This is a genomic window from Prosthecomicrobium pneumaticum (assembly GCF_014199915.1).
Classification (GTDB): Bacteria; Pseudomonadota; Alphaproteobacteria; order Rhizobiales; family Kaistiaceae; genus Prosthecomicrobium; species Prosthecomicrobium pneumaticum.
This window is the reverse complement of the sequence record NZ_JACHOO010000015.1, coordinates 1-17,819: the sequence shown is the minus strand read 5'-3', so window position 1 is coordinate 17,819 and position 17,819 is coordinate 1. Positions and strand designations below refer to the sequence as shown.

General features: G+C 61.2%; 18 protein-coding genes and 1 pseudogene. 11 read left to right on the top strand and 8 right to left on the bottom strand.

All coding sequences use genetic code 11. The annotated features are described in order from the left end of the window. The first annotated feature begins 191 nt into the window (after nucleotides 1–191). Nucleotides 192–2,012, top strand: coding sequence for a cation:proton antiporter domain-containing protein (locus GGQ63_RS21295; RefSeq protein WP_183858640.1), 1,821 nt, complete (start codon nucleotides 192–194; stop codon nucleotides 2,010–2,012). 46 nt (nucleotides 2,013–2,058) lie between these two features. Here GGQ63_RS21295 and GGQ63_RS21290 read toward each other — a convergent pair whose 3' ends face one another. Both GGQ63_RS21290 and GGQ63_RS21285 read right to left on the bottom strand, forming a co-directional pair. After that, entirely contained in the window at nucleotides 2,059–2,712 is a 654-nt protein-coding gene (locus GGQ63_RS21290) for a helix-turn-helix domain-containing protein (protein ID WP_183858639.1), read from the bottom strand. A 317-nt stretch (nucleotides 2,713–3,029) separates the two neighbouring features. After that, a complete protein-coding gene (locus GGQ63_RS21285; RefSeq protein WP_183858638.1) occupies nucleotides 3,030–4,121 on the bottom strand; it encodes a LuxR C-terminal-related transcriptional regulator in 1,092 nt (363 codons plus the stop codon). Between the two features lie 225 nt (nucleotides 4,122–4,346). On the opposite strand from GGQ63_RS21285, the gene GGQ63_RS21280 reads away from it, so the two are divergent. From GGQ63_RS21280 to GGQ63_RS21265, 4 genes are all read left to right on the top strand, one after another. Continuing rightward, nucleotides 4,347–4,670: a hypothetical protein gene (locus tag GGQ63_RS21280; protein WP_210308619.1), complete on the top strand. Its 324-nt coding sequence runs from the start codon at nucleotides 4,347–4,349 to the stop codon at nucleotides 4,668–4,670. A gap of 274 nt (nucleotides 4,671–4,944) precedes the next feature. Beyond that, nucleotides 4,945–5,385: an Hsp20/alpha crystallin family protein gene (locus GGQ63_RS21275; RefSeq protein ID WP_183858637.1), complete on the top strand. Its 441-nt coding sequence runs from the start codon at nucleotides 4,945–4,947 to the stop codon at nucleotides 5,383–5,385. Between the two features lie 11 nt (nucleotides 5,386–5,396). Next, nucleotides 5,397–5,780 (top strand): Hsp20/alpha crystallin family protein, encoded by a 384-nt coding sequence (locus GGQ63_RS21270; RefSeq protein WP_183858636.1) that lies wholly within the window; start codon nucleotides 5,397–5,399, stop codon nucleotides 5,778–5,780. A 9-nt stretch (nucleotides 5,781–5,789) separates the two neighbouring features. Next, complete coding sequence (locus tag GGQ63_RS21265) at nucleotides 5,790–6,293, top strand: Hsp20/alpha crystallin family protein (protein ID WP_183858635.1); 504 nt, start codon at nucleotides 5,790–5,792, stop codon at nucleotides 6,291–6,293. A gap of 211 nt (nucleotides 6,294–6,504) precedes the next feature. Here the strand turns inward: GGQ63_RS21265 and GGQ63_RS21260 are convergent, their stop codons facing one another. Both GGQ63_RS21260 and GGQ63_RS21255 read right to left on the bottom strand, forming a co-directional pair. Then, nucleotides 6,505–7,335 carry an aldo/keto reductase gene (locus GGQ63_RS21260; protein ID WP_183858634.1) on the bottom strand — a complete coding sequence of 277 codons (831 nt, stop codon included), beginning with the start codon at nucleotides 7,333–7,335 and terminating at the stop codon, nucleotides 6,505–6,507. A gap of 295 nt (nucleotides 7,336–7,630) precedes the next feature. After that, nucleotides 7,631–8,671 carry a zinc-dependent alcohol dehydrogenase family protein gene (locus tag GGQ63_RS21255; RefSeq protein WP_183858633.1) on the bottom strand — a complete coding sequence of 347 codons (1,041 nt, stop codon included), beginning with the start codon at nucleotides 8,669–8,671 and terminating at the stop codon, nucleotides 7,631–7,633. A 513-nt stretch (nucleotides 8,672–9,184) separates the two neighbouring features. Between GGQ63_RS21255 and GGQ63_RS21250 the strand changes: the two genes are divergently transcribed. The 6 genes from GGQ63_RS21250 (at nucleotide 9,185) to GGQ63_RS21225 (ending at nucleotide 15,268) form a co-directional block, all read left to right on the top strand. Beyond that, nucleotides 9,185–10,021, top strand: a complete 837-nt coding sequence (locus GGQ63_RS21250) for a universal stress protein (protein ID WP_183858632.1) — start codon at nucleotides 9,185–9,187, stop codon at nucleotides 10,019–10,021. 73 nt (nucleotides 10,022–10,094) lie between these two features. Next, nucleotides 10,095–10,754: a hypothetical protein gene (locus GGQ63_RS21245; protein WP_183858631.1), complete on the top strand. Its 660-nt coding sequence runs from the start codon at nucleotides 10,095–10,097 to the stop codon at nucleotides 10,752–10,754. A gap of 286 nt (nucleotides 10,755–11,040) precedes the next feature. Next, the gene (gene dnaK, locus GGQ63_RS21240; protein WP_183858630.1) at nucleotides 11,041–12,942 is read left to right on the top strand and encodes a molecular chaperone DnaK; all 1,902 of its coding nucleotides are present in this window, start codon (nucleotides 11,041–11,043) and stop codon (nucleotides 12,940–12,942) included. Beyond that, nucleotides 12,939–13,178 carry a nucleotide exchange factor GrpE gene (gene grpE / locus GGQ63_RS22285; protein ID WP_183858673.1) on the top strand — a complete coding sequence of 80 codons (240 nt, stop codon included), beginning with the start codon at nucleotides 12,939–12,941 and terminating at the stop codon, nucleotides 13,176–13,178. The genes dnaK and grpE overlap by 4 nt, the downstream gene beginning before the upstream one ends. A 281-nt stretch (nucleotides 13,179–13,459) precedes the next feature. Continuing rightward, nucleotides 13,460–14,113, top strand: a complete 654-nt coding sequence (locus GGQ63_RS21230) for a BON domain-containing protein (protein ID WP_183858629.1) — start codon at nucleotides 13,460–13,462, stop codon at nucleotides 14,111–14,113. Nucleotides 14,114–14,218: 105 nt separating this feature from the next. Further along, nucleotides 14,219–15,268 carry a LysR family transcriptional regulator gene (locus GGQ63_RS21225; RefSeq protein WP_183858672.1) on the top strand — a complete coding sequence of 350 codons (1,050 nt, stop codon included), beginning with the start codon at nucleotides 14,219–14,221 and terminating at the stop codon, nucleotides 15,266–15,268. On the opposite strand, the gene GGQ63_RS21220 is transcribed toward GGQ63_RS21225, so the two are convergent. The 4 genes and pseudogenes from GGQ63_RS21220 to GGQ63_RS21205 form a co-directional block, all read right to left on the bottom strand. Further along, nucleotides 15,201–15,440 carry a DUF2274 domain-containing protein gene (locus GGQ63_RS21220; RefSeq protein WP_161138495.1) on the bottom strand — a complete coding sequence of 80 codons (240 nt, stop codon included), beginning with the start codon at nucleotides 15,438–15,440 and terminating at the stop codon, nucleotides 15,201–15,203. The two genes, GGQ63_RS21225 and GGQ63_RS21220, sit on opposite strands and share 68 nt — an antisense overlap. A 3-nt stretch (nucleotides 15,441–15,443) precedes the next feature. Then, complete coding sequence (locus GGQ63_RS21215) at nucleotides 15,444–16,634, bottom strand: TraB/TrbI/VirB10 family type IV secretion system protein (RefSeq protein ID WP_183858628.1); 1,191 nt, start codon at nucleotides 16,632–16,634, stop codon at nucleotides 15,444–15,446. Beyond that, nucleotides 16,631–17,608, bottom strand: a complete 978-nt coding sequence (gene trbG / locus GGQ63_RS21210) for a P-type conjugative transfer protein TrbG (RefSeq protein WP_246429926.1) — start codon at nucleotides 17,606–17,608, stop codon at nucleotides 16,631–16,633. The genes GGQ63_RS21215 and trbG overlap by 4 nt, the downstream gene beginning before the upstream one ends. Beyond that, nucleotides 17,605–17,724: pseudogene (locus tag GGQ63_RS21205) on the bottom strand (VirB8/TrbF family protein); the annotation flags it as partial. The pseudogene GGQ63_RS21205 and the gene trbG, both read right to left, overlap by 4 nt. Nucleotides 17,725–17,819 lie beyond the last annotated feature (95 nt).

Here is a 17,819-nt window from a genome sequence, read left to right as displayed (position 1 = left end):
CAGATCACATCGTAGAGCGCGATGAACCGCAGCCGGCGCTGGTGGGCCCGCCTCTCTCACCTCCGCTAGTCACGCGAAGGGCCGCGACGAGGCAGCATCCGTTGCAAGTCAGGAGCTGTCGTCAATCAATTCGACTTTCGTGTTGAAATGCTTACCTCTCTTTCGTGATGGCCAATTGATCGCACAACACCATGCCGCATCACCAGACCGAGCTTATCGCAATGCTGGCCCTCGGGGTGGTGCTTGCCTTCGGGCTGGGACTGATTGCACGGTTCCTGCGCCTGCCGCCTCTGATTGGCTATTTGCTGGCCGGGGTTGCAATCGGTCCGAACACGCCCGGGTTTATCGGCGATGTGGGGTTGGCGGGCCAAATCTCCGAACTTGGTGTCATCCTTCTGATGTTCGGGGTTGGGCTGCATTTCTCGCTTAATGATCTCCTTGTCGTTCGTCGGATCGCGGTTCCAGGCGCAATCATCCAAATCGCTGGGGCCACGGCCATGGGTACTGTCCTGACAAAGGCGTGGGGATGGGACCTGAGCGCTGGGTTGGTGTTCGGACTTGCGCTTTCGGTTGCAAGCACTGTTGTGCTGCTGCGCGCGCTCGATGAGATGAACCTGCTCGACTCTGCCAACGGACGCATTGCAGTCGGTTGGCTGGTTGTCGAGGACATCGCCATGGTCCTGGCGCTGGTGGTGCTGCCGGCTTTCGCTGCGCCGGTGGGGACGAATGATTCAGGCGCGGTAGGCCAGGCGGGAGCGACGAATCTCGGGTTCGCGATCGGGCTGACGCTGGCTAAGGTGGGCGCGTTCACGGCGCTCGTGCTGGTGGTCGGTCGGCGCGTCGTACCCTGGCTGCTTAAACAGGCAGCGCGCGCCGGTTCTCGGGAGCTCTTCACGCTGGCCGTCCTGGCGATAGCACTCGGCATTGCCTGTGGATCGGCGGAGTTGTTCGGGGTGTCCTTCGCACTTGGCGCCTTCTTCGCAGGTGTGGTGCTCAGTGAATCCGAATTGAGCCATCGGGCAGCCACCGAGTCTCTGCCGCTGCAGGATGCCTTCGCGGTGCTGTTTTTCGTCTCGGTCGGCATGCTGTTCGACCCCTCTGTCCTCATCCGGGATCCATTGGCAGTGATCGCTGTGGTCTTGGTGATCGTTGTGGGTAAGGCTCTTGCGGCCGCAGCAATCGTTCTCGTGCTCGGCTATCCGCTTTCAACCGCGGTGATCGTCTCGGCCGCCGTGGCGCAGATTGGCGAGTTCTCCTTCATACTTGCCGAGTTCGGTGTGTCGCTGGGGCTGATGCCAACGGAAGGCCGTGATCTGATCCTCGCCGGAGCCTTGCTCTCGATCACCCTCAATCCGTTTGCATTTGCGGTGGCAACCCTTGCAGAACCGCGCTTGACGAAATTGAGAGCGGGAGCTGGAGGGGATGCGCAGGCTGGCCGCCTGTCTGGCTTTGGCAGTGAAGAGCATCAGCGGAAATGGGCCGACCACGTGATTGTTGTGGGCGCCGGTCGGGTGGGACGAACGGTCGCCGCGACCCTACGACAAGCCGGGGTGCCGCATGTTGTGATCGAGCGCGACCGCCGTCGCGCCGAAGTGTTGCGAGACGAGGGCACTCCGGTGACACGGGGCGATGCCGCAGCGAGGGGCGTGCTGGAAGGCGCCAGAGCGGACCACTCTCGGCTTATCGCGATTGCAGTTCCAGACGGCTATGAAGCCCGGCGTGTGCTGGAACGCGCTCGAGAAGTGAACGCTGGCGTCGAGATTCTGGTGCGTGCGCACAATGATGCCGACCGCATGTATCTCCTGTCGCACGGTGCGACGCGCGCGATCTCGGGCGAGCAAAATGCAGGTCTTGCAATGGCCGAGGCGACCCTCCGCGGGCTTGGTCTGTCGCGGACGACGGCAACGTCTACAGTGGATGCGCTGCAGCATAAGCAGGCGAAAACTGCTGATGCTCCTGGCTCTCCCGAGGAGATGCATGGTGCGCCAGAGCTGCGTCCTCACCAAGAGTAGGGCCACTTCAGATCGGGGGAAGGGAGAGCGTGCATCAGGCTAATTGTTAGCCGCTTCCTGGCCGTATAATCGTGACCTGTCTGGGACCTTCCAGAGATATTGCGCCGCGCTCGCGAAGATCGGTGAATGCTCGGCAGACGGTTTCAGTAGAGAGACCGAGTAAGTCCGCGATGTCGTAGCGTGTGATAGGGAGGGCCAGACCATCTTCACCAGCCTGTCCAACTCTGTCCCGGAAGTGCACCAGGAATGCCTTCACGCGCTCAGGCGCCGACATTGTGCTGACCACCAGCATCTGCTGTTCAAGCCGTTCGATCGCCGCAAACGTGCTCACTCGAATGAGCCGGGCAACGGCAGGGTCCGAATCTGCGAGAGCTTCTGCCGTCTTTCGCGGATAGCAGGCGATCGTTGTTCCTTCGACTATGGCCTGGACGGAGAATCCATGGTTAGCCTTTGACGAGAAGCCAAAGAAGTCGCCGGGCAGGTGGATATCCGCGATCTGTCGGCGCCCGTCGCTCCGGATGCGATATTTGCGCGTTGCGCCAGAGACAATGCGATACCACCAATCACAATGTTGATCGCATTCAAAGATGTCCTGATCGCGCTGAAATGTGCGCAAAATGCTGATCGAGTGGATGTCCTTCCGGTTTCTAATGGTATGTTGTGCAAATTCCGGGTCGGCACATCCTGAGGAACGAAACATTGACACCCCTTTCTAGACAGCACCGCCCAGAAAGGGGGACGGTCGGGGTGACGGTATGAAATGGCACGTGTAAGAGCTATTTGTGGAATCCCCTTATGGAGTTTCTCTCAACGGACAAGAGACCTTCTCGTAGTAGAATAGACGCTTGGAGCGTTCTTCAGGCGATGGGGTGGCCAGGTCTATGCTGAGCCGTTGCTCGAACGAGGCCAAGGCATGTCGTTTCTCATCCTAACGTCTCACCGGCACCGGCGAGCGCCAAGGCCGTCAGCCCGATCTTATTGGGGAAAGGCGAGGTGTAGACGCCGTCGCGGGTGGCACTACTCCTTCAGACCGGCGAGAACGGCGAGCTTGATCGCCTCAGCGACGGTTTTTACTCCAAGCCGCCGCAACATCCGCGACCGATGGACTTCGACGGTTCGGACGCTGATGCCAAGGTCGTGGGCAATTTCTTTGTGTGCCTGGCCATCCGCCAGCCTAACGAGCACCTGTCGTTCGCGCGCGCTAAGGCTCTGTAGACGGGCAGCCGCTTCCTGCCGTTCATCGGAGACCGCTGGGGACGCTTCTTCCTTTAGTTCAACTAATGTCTTCGAGGTGCTGGAGACTTCCTTGCCAATGATGCCGACCGCGACCGGGCCGGTTGTCGGGAGATCGAGGCGATAGCAATCGAAGAGGAAAGGCCTTGCTTCCTTGGACTTGGTATTGAGAAGCCGGAGCGTGCCGGTCCAGCGGCCCTCGGAGAGAAGTCGATGCCAAGCGCCATAGCGCAACTGATCACGGTCGTCGATCGTCAGAAAATCGGCGATATGAAGCTCCGAAGCCTCGCGCATGTCGGCCAGGCCGACGTGCTGAAGGCCGGCCGGGTTCACGAACAGCGGTCGGCCCTGGAGGTTCATGATGCCAATGAAGTCAGAGGAAGCCTCGATGAGCCTTGCGAGATATGCGCTGGGAGCGGTCGTCTCGCGCCGGCGAAGCTCCAGCATGGCCTGGCTTGCGGCCATCCGCTGGAGGAGTGTCTCGACGTCCGTCGGAAAATCCGGTCGTTCCGATGCGACGATAAGGGTTGCCTCTCCATGATTACCGATGGGTGTCGCGTGGACGGTGACCTGATTGCCGCTGACGGGACTGACGATCTTCCCGCCATCGGTGACGGCACTAAGGAGCGAATTGCGGACTGTGGGAACGAATGCCGGTGGAAGGCGCCCGCTGGGGCCGTATGCGAGTTCCACCACGACGTGCAGCGTTGCTATCGACACATAAGCAAAGTCGGCACGGAGTGTCTTCACGAGAAGCGAGGCGAGGCTTTCGGCGACGGCATCCTCGTCGAGATCCTTCCAGTCCGCCTGAAGGGCGGAGAGGCGGAAGAGATCGTCAAGCGCACGGACCAGGTTCTGCTTTTCCGCCTCAGGCATTCGCGTCTCCGCCGATCAGGGTATCCGACAGATCCTGCGGATCGGGTCTTGCCTGCTACAACCAGGATCAGATTTCGGCTACAATTCGATATGCGTTCATCGAGTGACAGTCAGCCTTATCAGCCGCCGTGGGCAGTTGCCAGGATCGATGGACGATCTAAATTTGCAGCGGTGGCTATGTTCTGTCCAGACGGAGCGGCGAAGTTCGAACCGGAAAGTGAGATCATGAGGTTGGACACGAACGTGACTGCGAAGGAGCGACCGATCTACACCGTTCTCGATGACCCCGGGCTGGCTGCCGGGAACGAGATTATAGTGACCATCTTCGACTGGCAGGGAAGGGCCCCTGTGCGGGCAACCCTCGGATGGATGGCGCATGCCCGGAAGGAGGCCGAAGTTGGGCCGGACGAGAGTGACGAGGTCGAAGTCGGTCTCGCCCTTGCTCGGGCCCGGCAGCTTCAGCAGCGCTATGGGTTCCAGAGGATCGTGATCGTGCTCGAGCACGAAGATCTTTGGGACCCGGCTTGGGGCGAACTCGTGCGTCGCTGAGGCCGTACCCGACGGCGATTCAGGACAGTCGCCAGAACTGGATACGCTAGACCAGCATGTGGCTTGCTGCCCCGACGGCTCGGCGCCGTGGCGAGCAGGGGAATCCTGCCGAAGTAGGTCTCGGGCAGTACGCTGGACTGCTGGACCAAAAAGTCGCCGACGGTCGTTCGGATAGGTGTTCCGTTCGTCTTTTTTTCTGAAACTGACGGTCATCAGTGCTGATCCCAGAGCTGAGCTGCCATCATCCCTGTAACATCAGCAAGGGAGTTCGGTGATGCTCGCTTACCAGGGAAATGCGGGGCGCTGGTTCGATCCGCTCCGCCAGATGCGGCTTATGCAACACGATATGAATCGCCTGATGGACAGCCTCCGGGTACCGGCGCTGCCCGAGTTCCCGCTGATGAACATCTGGACGGGTCCCGACGGGGCCGTCATCACCGCTGAGATTCCCGGCGTCTCGCCGGACGACCTCGAAATCACCGTCCACCAGAACACAGTGGCGCTTCGTGGCCAGCGCATGGCCGAGCCGGTCGGCGAAGGCGACATTCTGCATCGTCGCGAACGCGTTGCCGGCGCCTTTGCGCGTAGCTTGGTGCTGCCGTTTCGGGTGGACGGGGACAAGGCAGCGGCAACGTTTCGCAACGGGCTTCTTCGCCTCGACGTGCCTCGCCCGGACGCCGATCGGCCCCGCAAGATCACTGTCAGCCGCTCTTAGGGAGAATCGTCATGGCCGATCAGGAAATCAACGGAAGTGCGGCTGCAGAGACCACACGAGATGCTCCGGTGTTCGTACCGCCCACAGACATTATCGAGACCCAGTCCAGTCTGCTGATGGTCCTCGACGTGCCTGGCGCGGATCCGGACAGCCTCGATGTGACGCTCGACAAGCGGGTGCTGCGGATCGCCGCCCGCTCTGCGTCAAGCCACCCGGAAGGCTATACGTTGCAGCACGCGGAGTACCGGGATGGGAATTACGAGCGGAGCTTCGTCATCTCCGAACCGGTCGATGCGGCAAAAATCGAAGCTGTGTTCAAAGACGGCGTTCTGCGGCTGACGTTACCGAAGGCAACGCCTGCGCCCACCGCCAAGATCCCAGTCAAGGCCGCGTGAGGAAAGACAATGAGGATCACCGATCTTATTCCCTCGCGTACTTCCCGTAGGGACGTAGCTGTACGAACGGAGCCGGCGGATCCGATCCGTGCATTTCGGCAGGACATCGATCGCGCATTCGAGAATTTCTGGCGGATAATGCCGTCTTCATTCCCGGTGCTCAGTCAATCCGAGTTTGCCGATACGGTTCGCGTTGATGTCAGCGATAGCGGCAAAGAAGTCACTGTTACGGCCGAATTGCCGGGGCTCACTGAAGACGATGTCAGCGTTTCCATCGTCGATGGAGATTTGACGATCCGCGGTGAAAAGAGGACCGACCGGAAATCAGAGGATGACGGGCTCATCGTCCGAGAGCGTGCCTATGGCGCCTTCGAACGCACCTTGCCGCTTCCCGAGGGAGTGGATTCCAACGCGGCCAAGGCGACATTCAAGAACGGTCTACTGACGGTGGTGCTTCCAAAGACAGCCGAGGCCCTTGCCAACGTCAAGCGTATCCCTGTGCAGGCGGGTTGACATCGCCGCTTTGTAGCCCCCACCCGCCTTGCCCTGCCCGCCATCCCTACCCCCGGATGGCGGGCATCTCTTTGAGCGGCGAGCGCCGCAGTGACCGTGCGTCAATGATCGGCATACCGGGCGGTGGTTCGTTGACAGTGGGCGTATCCGCTCGATCCTCGCCCATGCCGGTCGGGTCGGCGGCTACTAAATCAGCCGACCGCCTCCGGGGTCATCGATTCCCAACCTGCGGAGTAAAGCACCGATCGAGTTCAACCATATCAGCTGGAGCAAGCCGCAACTCGAGCGCCGCACGATTGTCTCTGACATGCTCCGCGGCTGCGGCCTTCGGAATGGCAAGGACACCCTCCTGGCTCAAGATCCAAGCGAGGGCCAGGCGGGCGCGGCTTACTCCGTAGCGGTCGGCCATGCGCGCCAGCCTTCCGTCTCGAGCGAGTTGACCTCGCTCCATTGGTGAATGGGCCATGATTGGAAGTCCTCTCTCTCTGCACCAGGGCAGGAGATCGCGCTCGATGCCGCGGCTCATCAGGTTGTATGCAACCTGGTTGATCTGAACGGATTTTCCCATCGGAACGGCCGCCAGGTCTTTCAAGTCGTCAATGCTGAAGTTGCTGACGCCCCAGTACCTGATTTTTCCTGTAGCTTTGAGGGTCTCGAAGGCCTCGATGGTTTCGCTCAGCGCAACGTTGCCCCGCCAATGCAGCAGGTAAAGATCGATCCGGTCGGTGCGAAGACGCTTTAGGCTCCGGTCGCAGGAGGTCAGGACGCTGAGGCGGGAGGCATGGTGCGGGTGCACCTTGCTGACAATAAAGACTCTATCGCGCTGCCCCGCGATGGCCTCGCCCACAACCTCCTCTGCACCCCCGTCTCCATACGTCTCCGCCGTGTCGATGAGCGTCATATCGAGGTCGAAGCCGGTTCGCAGCGCTGCTATCTCTGCGCTGTGCGCGCCGCGGTGCTCACCCATCCCGCATGTGCCCTGTCCGAGCAACGGTATCATCTCTCCGGCGGGCAAAAGCATCGTCCTCATCGTGACAGGCATGAAGGTTCCTGTTGGGCTTGGCTGTGCTGAACACCGGGCAGCTTGGGTTCTCTGATGCGAGGCTGATTGACCACGCGGATCGCGAGAGTATGTGGGAACCCCTTATCGTAAAATCCCGTATGGGCCGTTGGGGTGGTCCCGCCTGAAAGCCCGGCCGACCGATCGTCCCGTCGGTCCCGGCGACCGAGCAGGTAGGCAGCCTTATCCGGCACCAACCGCCGAAAGCTCGCTGCTTTGCCAGCGCCCACCGGCAGCCGAGGACCCGCGATGGGGCCGCCCTGAATGATGGCGCGCGCTAGTCCACCTCGATGATGACCTTGAGCGCTCGCGTATCTGATGCTTTCGAGAAGGTCTCGTAAGCGTCGAGAATGGCATCGAGCTTGAAGCGATGAGTGATCAGCTTTTTCGGATCGATTTTCCCGGATCGCACGGTCTTCAGCAGCATCGGTGTGGTGACCGTGTCGACCAGGCGCGTGGTGATGGCGATATTGTGCGACCAAAGCGTTTCAAGATGAAGGTCAGCCTTAACACCATGAACGCCGATGTTGGCGATGACGCCGCCCGCGGCGACGATCTCCTGGCACAGCTCGAATGTTGCGGGAATGCCGACGGCCTCGATGGCTGTATCGACCCCCTTGTTCTCTGTCAGTTGGAGAAGCTGCCGCTTCGCCTCCTCTCCGGTGGCCTTGACCGTCTTTGTCGCACCGAAACGCTTCGCGGCCTCGAGCCGGTTCTCGTCGAGATCGATCACGATCAGTTCTGCAGGTGAGTAGAACTGCGCCGTCAGCAGAGCTGCTAGGCCGACAGGCCCCGCGCCGACGATCGCCACGGAGGCACCCGGCTGGACTCTGCCATTGAGCACGCCGCATTCAAAGCCGGTCGGCAAGATATCGCTAAGCATTACCAGAGCATCTTCATCGGCGCCGTCCGGGATGGGATAGAGGCTGGTGTCAGCGTGAGGAATGCGGACGTACTCGGCCTGCATGCCATCAATGGTGTTGCCGAGAATCCAGCCACCGGTTGTGCAGTGGGAATATATGCCGCGCCGGCAATATTCGCATTTGCCGCAGGAGGAGATGCAGGAAATCAGGACATGGTCGCCCTTCTTGAATTGCGTCACTCCTGCGCCCGCTTGCTCGACGACGCCTACGCCCTCATGCCCGAGGACGCGCCCAGGCGTGCAGGTAGGAACGTCACCTTTGAGGATATGGAGGTCAGTGCCGCAGATGGTGGTTTTCGCCACCCTGACGATGGCGTCGGTAGGATTCTGGACGGCCGGAATATCACGCTCCTGGAGCGATTTCTTGCCGGGCCCTTCAAAGATGAGAGCTTTCATTGTTTTCTCCGTCGCTGACGATCGGTTGGGTGTGCAGTAATCACTAGATCAGCACCACGATTGGCCCTGCACTGATGTTTGTCAGTGTCGCGAGGACGCGCCTGTATACGCGCCAAATGAGCATGATAATTGCGCCCGGCACTGCCGGGGCGCGTCAGCCTCTGTGATCGGGGTGCAATTCACGGTCTTCACGCTGGGCCACGCCTCAAAGCTGGCTCTGACGCAGATACGGATCATTCGAGGGCTCCGGTAGCGCGGCACTTCCGGTGATTTTTTGTGTCGGATTGAGCCGCTTTTCGACGGTGGCCCAAGGCCAAGAAGCTCAACCGGTGAGCCAGTTTTTCGAAGCCGGTGCCGTTCGCCTCCTGACGCTGCGTCGCACCCTGCAATCACAAATGTTGAGCAACGCTGACGAGCGTCAGTGAACGGTCAGCCGCGGACCCTCATCCTACGAGGATGATCGGGACCTTTGGATTCAAGAGGTCAGTCGTGGTTGCGCCTTAGGAGGAGAGCATGATTAAGGTGTTGATGGTCAGGCTCGATGGAACGGGCGGAGACGATTTCAGGCTTGCGGCCACGGAAAGTCTGGCAAAATTGTTCAATGCCCATGTCATTGGATTGATAATTGACGTTTTGCCCGACCCAACCATCGTCGATAGCGTGGTCAATGTGAACGAGTGGTCCCTACTCCTCGATCAGGCGCGGACGGCAGGAAGAGAGTTCGAGGACAAGATCAAGAACCGCCTGAAAGGCCTAGCGTCGTCATCCGAAGTGCGTCGAATCGATGCGTACGCCCATGAGCTGGCGCGTCTCACGGCACGGGAATGCCGGACGGCAGACGCCCTCGTCGGTCTTCGCCTCAGCGATGAGGATGATGCGATTGAACTGCACGACGTGGTGGAGGAAACCCTGTTCGAGGCGGGAAGGCACATCTTCCTCGTGGCTGACCAGAGGAGCTTCGACGGGGGTTTTCAGCATGCGGTGATTGCCTGGAACGGCAGCCGCGAAGCAACACGGGCGGTAGCCGAGGCATTGCCGTATCTTGAGAATGCGAAAGCAGTCACTGTGCTCCGCATCGGCGGGGGAACCGAGTCAATTCTGACCGCGACGCAGGATGACAGGCTTGTTGCCTATCTTCGACGACACGGCATTAACGTTGCCCTGGAGCGGGTTGCAAAGAAGGGACTTGGCGACGTCGCGACGGTGCTGGTGGACGAAGTGGTTACGCGCAAGGGTGACCTGCTTGTCATGGGCGGCTACGGCCACTCCCGATTGCGGGAATGGCTGCTCGGGGGAGCGACGTACCAGCTCCTTCGCAAGTCGCCAGTGTCGCTCGTCATGGCGCATTGAAAAGGCTGTCCATTGGTTTCTGGCAATGAGCCGGCGCGTAGCGGTCTCTGGCGGTCTCTGCAAAGGATCGATGATGATCACGACGAATCCAGATGACGAGGGAATTCTTGAGACGCGGAAGGTCCGTGAAGTGGCCGGCGTGTTTCATATGAAAGACACTCTCGAGGATGCAATCGAGGCCCTCTTGCATGCAGGTTTCGACCGAGCGGATATTGACATCATGGGTGAGCTCGAAGCGGTCAGGCGCTGTCTGGGCATGCTCTACATTCCGCCGGAGGAGATCGCCGATGTGCCGGGGACCCCGCGTCGGGCGTTTGTCGCCAGAGACGATCTCGCAACGGCGACCGCCGGCGTGGCGGGAATCCTCTTCTATGTTGGCGCCACGGCGGCCGTGATGTCCGTCGTCGCTTCCGGCGGAAGTCTCGCAGTGATCGCCGCAGCCGCAATGGCAGCCGGGACGGTCGGAGCGGGCATCGGCACTGCTGCAGTTCGACTGCTTGGCAACAAGCAGGCGGAGGAGCTCGAGCTTCAGCTCATGTCTGGCGGCATTGTACTCTGGGTGCGTGCCCGTACCGCGGAGAAGGAAGCGGAAGCACAGGAGATTCTGGCAAAATACGGTGCCGAAGCGATCCGGGTACATGAGATTGATATCGTGAAGCGGTTGGAAGACGTGCCGCTTGCGAACGTTCATCCGGACCCGTGGCTGGAAAGAGACGCGCCGACCAGAGGCTAAGGCCGCGAGAGGTCGGGGTGCCTCTACGGCGCCTGCTGCGAACGGCGCAGTCCCCCCCACCCTATCGAACGATTGAAAACCGTCCCTGCTGGAGCGCGGTGCATACACCGCTGCACGGTCGGCCCGAGCCGGCCGACCTCATTGCTCCGCGGCCGGCGGCCGGCAAGCTCGTCCGTTCTGCCCGGCATTGCCGCCGGACTGACGTTCGTCAGCGTCGATGACCTGCCCCGCGGCGATACTGCCGGGCAGGTGTTGCATCGAAGTTCCCGACTGACGGAGACACGGCATGGCAGGCAAGGTGATCGGCATCGACCTGGGTACGACGAATTCCTGCGTCGCCATCATGGAGGGCTCCCAGACCAAAGTCATCGAAAACGCCGAGGGCGGGCGCACGACGCCATCGGTTGTGGCCTTCACGAGCGACGGCGAGATTCTCGTCGGACAGCCAGCGAAGCGGCAGGCGGTCACAAATCCCGAGAACACCATCTTCGCCATCAAGCGCCTGATCGGCCGGCGCTATGACGACCCCATGGTGGAAAAGGACAAGACCCTCGTGCCCTACAGGATCGTCAAGGCCGACAATGGCGACGCCTGGGTCGAGGTGCAGGGCAAGAAGTACAGTCCGAGCCAGATCAGCTCGTACATCTTGGTCAAGATGAAGGAGACCGCCGAAGCCTATCTCGGCGAGAAGGTCGAGAAGGCGGTGATCACCGTCCCCGCATATTTCAATGACAGCCAAAGGCAGGCGACGAAGGATGCCGGCAAGATTGCCGGCCTCGAGGTGCTGCGGATTATCAACGAGCCGACGGCCGCCGCTCTTGCCTATGGTCTCGACAAGAAGAAGGCCGGAACGATCGCGGTGTACGATCTCGGCGGCGGAACCTTCGATATTTCGCTGCTCGAGATCGGCGAGGGCGTGTTCGAGGTGAAGGCCACCAATGGCGATACATTCCTCGGTGGCGAAGATTTCGACAAGCGGATCATCGACTGGCTCGCGAGCGAGTTCAAGAAGGACCAGGGCATCGACCTGCGCAATGACCGGCTGGCGCTGCAGCGGCTCCGGGAAGCGGCTGAGAAAGCCAAGATAGAGCTTTCCTCGGCGCTGGAAACCACCATCAGCCTGCCCTTCATCACGGCCGATCAGAATGGACCGAAGCATCTTGAGATCAAGCTCAGGCGCGCCAAGCTGGAAGAACTGGTCGACGACCTGGTCCACCGCACGGAAAAGCCCTGCCGGGACGCAATGAAGGATGCGAAGATCAAGCCGGAGAAAATCGACGAGGTTGTTCTCGTTGGCGGCATGACACGAATGCCGAAGGTCCAGCAAACTGTCACCGACCTCTTCGGCCGAGAGCCGCACAAGGGCGTTAATCCCGATGAGGTGGTGGCGATCGGCGCGGCGATCCAAGCCGGCGTGCTCCAAGGCGACGTCAAAGATGTGCTGCTGCTCGATGTGACACCATTGTCGCTCGGCATTGAAACTCTTGGTGGGGTGTTCACCCGCCTCATCGAGCGCAATACGACCATTCCGGCCAAGAAGAGTCAGGTCTTCTCGACAGCGGAAGACAACCAGGCGGGGGTCACGATCCGCGTCTTTCAAGGCGAGCGCGAGATGGCGGCCGACAACAAGCTGCTCGGCCAGTTCGATCTCGTTGGTATTCCCCCCGCGCCTCGTGGCGTTCCCCAGATCGAGGTGACCTTCGACATCGACGCGAACGGCATTGTGAATGTCTCGGCGAAGGACAAGGCAACAGGGAAAGAGCAACAGATTCGCATCCAGGCTTCGGGGGGCCTGTCGCAGGCAGATATCGATCGAATGATCAAGGAGGCTGAGGCAAACGCCGAAGCCGACAAGAAGCGGCGGGCGCTGATCGAGGCGAGGAACAGGGCAGACTCCGAGATTGCGGCAAGCCAGAAAGCGCTCGACGAGTCAAAGGACAACGCGCCGGCCGCAGAGAAGGAAGCGGTCGAGAAGGCAATCGAGGATCTGAAGTCGGTGGTTGGTACCGACTCGGCCGCAGATATCGAAGCCAAGGCGCAAATGCTGCAGATCGCCCTGTTGAACTTCAAAGCGAAGCTGAACGACAGCTCCGTCGGTGGTGCGAACGGACAGAAACCGACCGGCGATGATGTCGTCGATGCGGACTTCGAGGAGTTGGACGACAAGGACGACAATCGCGATGTCTGATCCTCGCGCTACCGGGAGGCGGATCGATCGGGGGACTGGGCCGGATCTTCGATCGATGGCGCCGACAGCGCCTGCTGTCGACCCCAAGGCGAGGGGCGAATCGAAACGACGTCGCGGAAGGCACGGTCGTCGAGGTTTTGCAGCCAGGCTATCTGCTCCACGACAGATTGGTACGTCCAGCTATTGTCGCTGTCGCGGCTGCTGATAATCGCTCTTCCGATCACCCCAAGACGTAGTTGCTCCGGCTTTCTCGATCTGCGGGTGCCAGCCTGACGGTCATCGCCGGTCACTTCACTAACTTCGAACCTCAGCGTCGCTCAGCCGCTGATTGACAGTGCCATTCGCATTGCTCGAACGACTGTCGCTTTAGATGAATCTGCTGCTCCTCGCCCGAAACTGACACCCGTCAGCGCGCTCCACCTGGCCGGCAGTAGCCTCGTCTGGCTGCAAGTTGCGGAGGACCGGGCGCCGGCCCTCGCAGTGCGGCCATGCCCTAACAGCGAAAGGAAGCACGACAATGAGATCCGACAGCGACATCAAGCGCGATGTGGAAACCGAACTGAAGTGGGACCCTGACATCGATGCCACCGACATCGGCGTGGCCGTCAAGTCGGGCGTCGTGACGCTCACCGGCTTCGTGCGCAGCTATGCGCAGAAATATGAGGCTGAGCGGGCGGCAAAGCGCGTGTCGGGCGTGCTCGGCGTGGCGAACGATATCGAGGTGCGGCTGCCCTCGGAAAACCAGCGCCCTGACCCGGAACTGGCGCGCGAGGCCGTGGCCGCGATCAAGACCGAGCTTCCGTATGCGCACGAGAACATCAAGGTGGTGGTGAAGAGCGGCTGGGCGACCCTGGAAGGCAGCGTGGAGTGGGATTACCAGCGCTCACGTGCGGAACGGGCGGTGCGCGGCCTGAAAGGCCTGAAGGGAATCTCCAACCTGATCACGTTGAAGCCTCGCGTTGCTCCATCCGAGATCAAGGCGAAGATCGAAGACGCGTTCAAGCGCAGCGCCGAGGTCGATGCTAACCGCATCATCGTGACGACAAACGGCGGCGAAGTGACGCTCACCGGTTCGGTGCGCTCCTGGGCAGAACGTCAGGAGGCCGAGCGGGCCGCGTGGCGAGCGCCGGGGGTCACCAAGGTCGACAATCGCATCACGATTGCCGTGTAAGCGCTCGTTACCAAAAAGCGGAGGGGCGGACCGACGTCCGCCCTTTCACGCGGGCTTTGAGAAAAGCCGGCTCTGACTTTAGGCGGTTCTGTACCGGTGAAGAGCATGCCATATGGACCTGGATCGCGGCTGCCGCTCGCCGGGCATGCGAGCCTCCGCATTGAAGTGCGACACCTATGCTATGTGATAGCTGCCGCACAAGCGGGCAGTTTTCGCGGTGCTGCAACCACACTCAATGTCGAGCAATCGGCAATCAGCCGAAGAATTCGCGACCTGGAAGACCGACTCGGCGTCTCGCTGTTTGTACGCGGCCACAGCGGCGTTTGCCTTACAAACGCCGGACAGTCCTTCGTGGGCCGGGCCCGCCGCGCACTGAACCACATAAGACATGCTGCATCGGACGCAGCCTCAGGTGGTCGTGGGGAAGTCGGCGGTATTCGCGTGGGAATATTTACGTCGTTGGCCAGTGGCTTTCTGGCCGACTTGCTGCGCACCTACGGCCAGCGAAATTCGGCTGTCCGGCTCGACCTGGTGGAAGGGGCGCCTGCCGCACATTTGTCAGCTGTTCGACGGCGTCAGATCGATATCGCCTTCCTGACAGGCACACCGACCGCAGACGACTGCGATCGGGAGCCCCTTTGGACAGAACGGATATTCGTCGTTCTGCCCGTGGCGCATGAACTCGCGGGACGGCGAAAGCTCACATGGAATGACCTCCGCGCGTATCGCTTTATTGTAAGCGAGTGTGATCCCGGACCTGAGATCGAAGATTACCTTGTCAAGCACTTGGCCGACCTTGGCCACCACCCGAGTGTAGAGCGCCACGCGGTCGGACGGGACAATCTCATGCATCTGGTGGCGATGAGTCAGGGGCTAACCCTGACAAGCGAGGCCACGACAGCGGACCGCTTTCCTGGCATCGCGTATAGGCCGCTCAGCGGGCATTTGCTACCATTCTGCGCAATCTGGTCGCGCCAGAATGACAATCCGGCCCTGAGGCGGCTGCTCAGTCTTGCCAAAGCAATGTCGCGCCAGCAGCCCGACGCCAGCGGCAGGACCGGTAAAGCGGATGGTGAGAGGCGGCAGGTCAAGGCTGGGGCGGCCGCGATCCCGGGCCGCGGCGAGCCTTCCCAAATGCCCGATCAGTCGCCATGAATCGCTCAATCATTGGCGCGATGAGCTTGGCAGGATCGGGGACGGGCTTACCGGTCTCCCGTGCGAGGACATCGGCATAAGCTACCAACTGCCGATGGACGGCGGCAGGTAGTTCCACCGTCACCTTAACCGGCTTGTCGTCTTCCAGGGCCCCAAGCTTGAGTTTTGCCACGAACTATCCTCCGTAGGGTTCGAGGACCAGATCACGCGTGACGATGACGCGCACGGGAAAGCCAGGCCGGATCGTCAGGGTTGGCGGCACGTTGAGCTGACGCCGGATGATTTGTTGCCCGGCATCGTTGATCGTATCCTGGCCCCCGTTGCGTATCGCTCGCAGCAGGCGATCTTCGTCGTCAATCGCAAGCTCAGCACCGACGCTCAGCAGCGTGGAGAGGCCCGCCGCCTTGGCGAGTTCCCACCAGTGGTAGTCGACCCCGTCCTCAAGACCGGCGTACCCCTGTGTATCTGCCCCCGGTTGGCGCTCCAAAACGATGGAGCGTCCGTTCGGGAAGATCAGGCGATTCCACACCAGCAATACTCGCCGCTGGCCGAACTGCAGGGCGTTGTCATACTGCCCGATGATGCGCGTGCCCTGCGGCACGAGAAGTATCCGCCCGGTGGGGCTGTCATAGATATGTTCGGTTACTTGAGCTGTGATCTGTCCCGGCAAGTCCGAGCGGATTCCCGTGATCAGCGCGGCCGGAATCACAGCCCCCGCCTGCAAAACGTATGGGGATACAGGCGCTAGCACGCGGTCAGGTGCGACGGTGCGACGATCGACGGCGGCATTGAGGAAGGCGACTTGGCGATCCTGCGCAGTTGGAGCGTTGAGTTGCCCGGGAAGGCTGAGACCGGCCAGGTTCGTGGTGGTTGCGGCGCTACCCGTCCCGGCGGGAGCCGTAAGCGTGCGTGCCTCAGTCTGAAAGAACACGCGACTGGTGCGTGCTGCTTCCTCCTCCGCGAGTCGGCGCTGCTCTGCCGGGTCGACCGTCGGTCGAATCGGTGGAGGTACGACCGGTTGGCCGCGGTTCTGCGCATCGAGGATCGGTCGACCGAGATCGCCAGGCAGCGGGGGGCCGAGTCGCGGGCCGGTATAGTCGCGTGGCAGATCAGTGAGACCATCAGCGGTGGGGCGGTTCCTCGTCGAGTAAAGTTCTTCGTTCGCAGAGCCGCCGTGTCGAGTCTGAAGGGCGTAGATCAACGCGCCTCCAAGGCCCGCGCAAGCGATCAGGCCGATCGCCATCAATGCCTTGCGCGACAGGCGGGTGACACGAGGCGGCTCGCCACGCAGCCTCATCGGAGCCGTGGCGTCGCTCGCTCTTCCCATTGTCTCGCCATGGTGGCCCTGATTATCGGTGTCGCTCATGATGAGGGCTTTCCATCGCTGCGGACGATCCTGACGGTCTGCTGCCGGTTACTGCTGCCAAGCCGAAGCTCAGCGGCGCCGAAGAGCCGATCGACGATCAGGATGTTCTGGTGAATGCGACTGTTGACAATCTGGAGTTCACCTTCCGAGCCGATGACGAATATCGGCGGCATCTCGCCCTGGACGATACCGCGCGGAAACTCGACATAGACGCGACGGCCATCATCGTAGACAGCGATAGGCCGCCACGGCGGACTGTCTCCAGTGAGCGCGTAGCGGTAGTTGCGTGCGGCCGCCACCGGGATGATGGGCACTGCCGGCACACCCGGGCGCTGTGAGGCTGGGGGCTGCGGATAGGCCCATGCCACGGCCGGCATGTAGGGACGTTCGCCGGAGCGCAGCTCGATCATGTAGATGCGGCGGTCAGTGGTAATAACAAGGTTCGTGGAGATGTCCGCGCGCGTCGGCTTTACGAGCACGTGGACCCGCCGGGTGGTGCCGGATCCGCTTTCGGTGTCGCCGATGATCCATCTCGCCGTATCGCCCGCCGCGATTGGTCCGGCTCCGGTCAGGCTTTCGCCGGGCTCGAGCGCGATGTTGGTGATCTGTTCCGGTGCGGCATAGACTTGATAGAGCGCCCCCTCGCTCCAGGGATAAATCTGAATTGCGTTGAAGTAGCCTTCGCGACGAGGCTCGACACGAGCGGCGGCGTTGGCGTTCTCGACCCGGCCGGTCGGTGAGTTTGATGCAGCGCCTCCGCGGCTCGGAGTCCAGGCCGGCGGTATGTGCAAGGGTCGCGGTCGCTCATCCGTCAACACGGGAGGTACGGCAGAGAGCGGCGGCACATCGGAGTCGTAGCTGATCTGCGGCGGCCTGTTCGTCGCGCATCCGCCCATCGCCATTGCAGCGAGCATGAGGCACACAGAGGCGGGTTTACGGAAAGCCGGTCTGGCCGGGACTCCCATCAAGCTCATTGTCCCATCTCCCGCGACCAGTTGATGGCATTAACGTAGATGCCGAGCGGATTGGCGCGGAGCCTTTCGGCGTCGCGCGGAGGCTGCACAACGACAGTGAGGATGGCGGTCCAACGTGGCCTGCTGCCGGTTTCGTGGACGCGCAGTTAAGCTAATCCTACCTTCCGCTCGAACTCCATCGGGCTGACGTAGCCGATGGTCGAGTGCCTGC